Here is a 3,836-nt window from a genome sequence, read left to right on the forward strand (position 1 = left end):
TGCAATATATTCTGGGGATTCTTTTTTCTTTTCTGCCATAAGTCACAATATTAATAATTTGTTGCTTACAGACAGTGTTTATTTTACATCCTCTAAATTATTATTCATCATATTTACATTACTTATGTCTCAAGCCGACAGGCTTTTCATTTTTGCCTTCAGCTGCAAAAACAGAAACAAAAAAAGCCGCCGCTGACATGGAAAAGCTAAAAATCATTGCTCTTCGCTAAAAGAAAAGAACTCGCTAAAGCTCAAACAGCTTTTCTTTTTTAACGCTTCGTTTAATGATTTTATTAACGCTTTTACATGAAGGCGGTTTAATTACCCATACATAGCGCTTAATTATACAACCTCCTCGTATTCATATTAATAATAAACCCTTTTTAAAATTAGTCGGTTAGTAATGTAAAATATTTAAAAAGTCTATTGAAGATGGTAATAATTAAGTATTCTTACATTTTTAATAGACTTTTCTTCTTTTCAAATATGAAGCGTTAACCTTAATATGATTAATCCATTGTGGGTTACTTATTCATGAAATTTTGATGCTGAATTATAACTACCTTTTCCGGATCTACAGAAGGGGTATATCCATAATCGTAGCAGAAGTAATATAGTATATTGCTGTTACTTTTCCATGTATGCGTTAAATATTTAAAATTCATACCCAAGGTTTTTAAGAACTTCTTTCTAACAGTTGCTTTTCCTTCAGGACATGCTTTTTTTAAGGCACTTCTATTTATTCTTAGTTGTTTATTTATTGATCGTATTTGATTTTCTGTAGATTGCGTAGAATTGTAATTATAGGCATTTCTGCATTGTTTATCACAGAATTTTTTATCAGACCTTCCTTTAATAGTTTCATTGCAGAATAAACATGTTTTGGCCATTGGGTAGTTTGTTAGGTTAAAAAAGCTTATTAAGCGCTTATAAGCGCTTATAGTCGCTTAATAAGCCCTTAAAAATAATAAAATTATTTACTTGCTAATAAAAAAATGCAAAAACCAGTCATTTATTTAAATAAACAAACTGAGGCGGATGAAGATCTATGTGTTTTGTATTTTAAATCCAATAATGATATTCTCAATCGCATAAGACAGAATGATTGGATAACCTGGAATCCCAAACTACATAAATATGTTGTTATTTCAACACCCCAGACAATAGGATTATTAAGTGATGTACTTGAAGATATAGCCATAATTAATACTAAATATTATCAAGCTCAATTAAAAAATAACACGGATGAAGTAGTAATTGGTGATGCTACTTATTTTACCGGAATATTAGAACTGCAGGATAAATTAGGAAACGTGATGTTAGTTCCTTTTAAAGAGGGAGATAGAAGGTGCATTATCATAAAATATAAATATAGTAAAGCAATTAATCAAATATTAGTTAATGATGTAAATTGCAAATGGGATGCCGAGTTAAAAGATTTTGTTTTAAGGCCACGAATATCAGAAGTTACTGATTTTATAGAGAAACACAACTCAAAAATTAAAATTCAATTGCATAATGAATTAATAATCAGAGATTGTAAAATACTCCAGCTATTGCTTGAACAAGCCTATAAACGCAATGTGAATTTTAAAAGTGTTCCTAAAGATTTTTTGAAGTATATGATTTTAAAAGGATATAGCGTAAATACAATTAGGACCTATTATTATTTTGTTTTAAGATTGTTAAATTGTTACAGGGAAAACAGTATTGAACAAATAAATATGTTTTCAGCATCTAAAGTAAATGAATATCATCAAATGATGTTAGGTGAGAAATCATACTCATTTCAAACACTGAATCAATCAGTAAACGCCATAAAACTATATTATCAAGGCTATTTAAAACGAGAAATTGAATTAGAAGATATAATCAGACCAAAAGTAGGAAGACAATTACCTAAGGTTTGGAATAAGGATGAAATAAATAAAATACTAAACACAGTAGTAAATATAAAACATAAAACGTTATTGTCTTTAATTTATGGAAGTGGGTTACGTATAGGAGAAGCGCTTAATTTAAAGTTAAATGATATTGATTCGAAACGAATGCAGATTCGTGTATTAGGCGGAAAAGGAAATAAAGACAGATATACCATATTAGCAAAATCATTATTAAAGCTATTGCGAGAATATTATCGGGAATTTAAGCCTAAAGAATATCTGTTTGAAGGGCATTATGGAGGAAAATATTCAGCTACCAGTGCAGGAAAAATTTTATCTAAGGCGATAGAAAAGAGTGGAGTGCCTAAGCGCGGTGGTTTACACTCTCTACGTCATAGTTTTGCAACACATTTGTTAGAATCAGGCACTGATTTACGTTATATACAAGAACTTTTAGGTCATAATTCATCAAAAACAACAGAAATTTATACCCATGTTAGTAATAAATACTTACAACAAATAAAAAGTCCTTTAGATGATTTAGGTGTTTAAAAAGAGTATGGATGTTAGCAGTTAATAAGGGATTGTTAAGTATTTAAAGTTCAGTTTTTACTTTTTTATAGTAAAATATGTTTTAAAATATAGAATTAGTTAATTGATTAATTTTGTTAAATACAAATAGATAATTATCTTTAACGTTTGAGATTGAAAAATGAGAAGAGGGCTACATAACATTTTAAAACCAAACTTAGAACGGGAATAATACTGTGTAACTGAGTAGACGAAGTGTATAATATAATCACTTAATAATATGGTATATAGGTTTTTAAACAATGGATTTATAGTAATGCGTAGTATGAGTAAATACTTTTTTATCCATTGTTATAAACTATAGACATAAGCGATATAACCACCACTCTATGACGGTTACTGAATAGTTAGCGGGCATAATAACGCGAGAATTTATATCGTGATAGGATGATTTTAACAACTTCAAATAATAAAAAAATCTCTATAAAATAACTTAAGCTTTTATTCCAAAAAAATAGATTTATGAATCGTTTAAAAATTTACACAACTGGATTTCTTTTGCTTCTTCTTTCAATTGGATTGAGTTTTTTAATATTCAAATTTAGGTCTTCAGTTAATTTCGGAAGTTATATTGACCCGATTTATCATTTATGGTTATTTGGACCAACTTTAGCATCAATAGTTTTCATATTCGTAATTAAAAAGGATTCTTTCAATTTGATTTCTTTAAAAAATATTCAAAACAAGAGGAGTTTCTTTGCCACGATAATTGTTATGATATTTTCAGTTTTACTCGCAACTTTGATTCAATATATTCTTGGATATACAGAATTTCAAAGAAGTAATCAATTGTTCTTTCTTTTTAACTATCAGTTTTCTCCAATGGCAGGGTCGATTTTGTATTTAATGTTGCTTCTAATTCACGCAGGATTTGCGGAGGAATTTGCATGGAGAGGATACTTGTTTTCAAAATTAAAGACCCTATCTTGGCTTGAAATGATTATACTATTAAATTCTATATGGGCAATATGGCATTTCCCTTTTATGCCTTTTAAAGAGTGGTATCAATATTTATTATTTTGGATTCTTTGCATTGAATTTGGTACGGTTTTAATTTATGTTCGAATTAAAACGAAATCCGTGCTTTCTTCAATGATTTTGCATCCATTAGTTGTTTTTACTTTATCAGTGCTTTTTGTGCCATATTTCAATATTATAAATAAAAATGGAGCAGGATGGCCAAACTATATAGTAGCCTTGATTTTCTTACCAATAAGTATCTACTATTTTAAAAAGGGACAAATAATATATAATAGTTACGCCCGCTAACACTTAGCCTCTAATGTAGGGTTGCTTGCATACCCTACAGATTGGAGGGTTTGTTGAACTAAACAATATTCCAGCAAATAATATATAAAGTAT

Annotated in this window: 3 protein-coding genes; 2 read left to right on the forward strand and 1 reads right to left on the reverse strand. The window is 28.9% G+C overall.

Annotated elements, in window-relative coordinates:
* Positions 1–524 precede the first annotated feature (524 nt).
* Positions 525–890, reverse strand: a complete 366-nt coding sequence (locus tag OM075_RS24440; RefSeq protein ID WP_301193186.1) for a hypothetical protein — start codon at positions 888–890, stop codon at positions 525–527.
* Positions 891–995: 105 nt separating this feature from the next.
* Between OM075_RS24440 and OM075_RS24445 the strand changes: the two genes are divergently transcribed.
* Positions 996–2,435 (forward strand): tyrosine-type recombinase/integrase, encoded by a 1,440-nt coding sequence (locus tag OM075_RS24445; protein ID WP_301193187.1) that lies wholly within the window; start codon positions 996–998, stop codon positions 2,433–2,435.
* Between the two features lie 501 nt (positions 2,436–2,936).
* Complete coding sequence (locus tag OM075_RS24450; protein ID WP_301193188.1) at positions 2,937–3,743, forward strand: CPBP family intramembrane glutamic endopeptidase; 807 nt, start codon at positions 2,937–2,939, stop codon at positions 3,741–3,743.
* Positions 3,744–3,836: the final 93 nt, after the last annotated feature.

The organism is Plebeiibacterium sediminum, assembly GCF_026013605.1.
In the GTDB taxonomy this organism is placed as follows: Bacteria; Bacteroidota; Bacteroidia; order Bacteroidales; family Marinilabiliaceae; genus Saccharicrinis; species Saccharicrinis sediminus.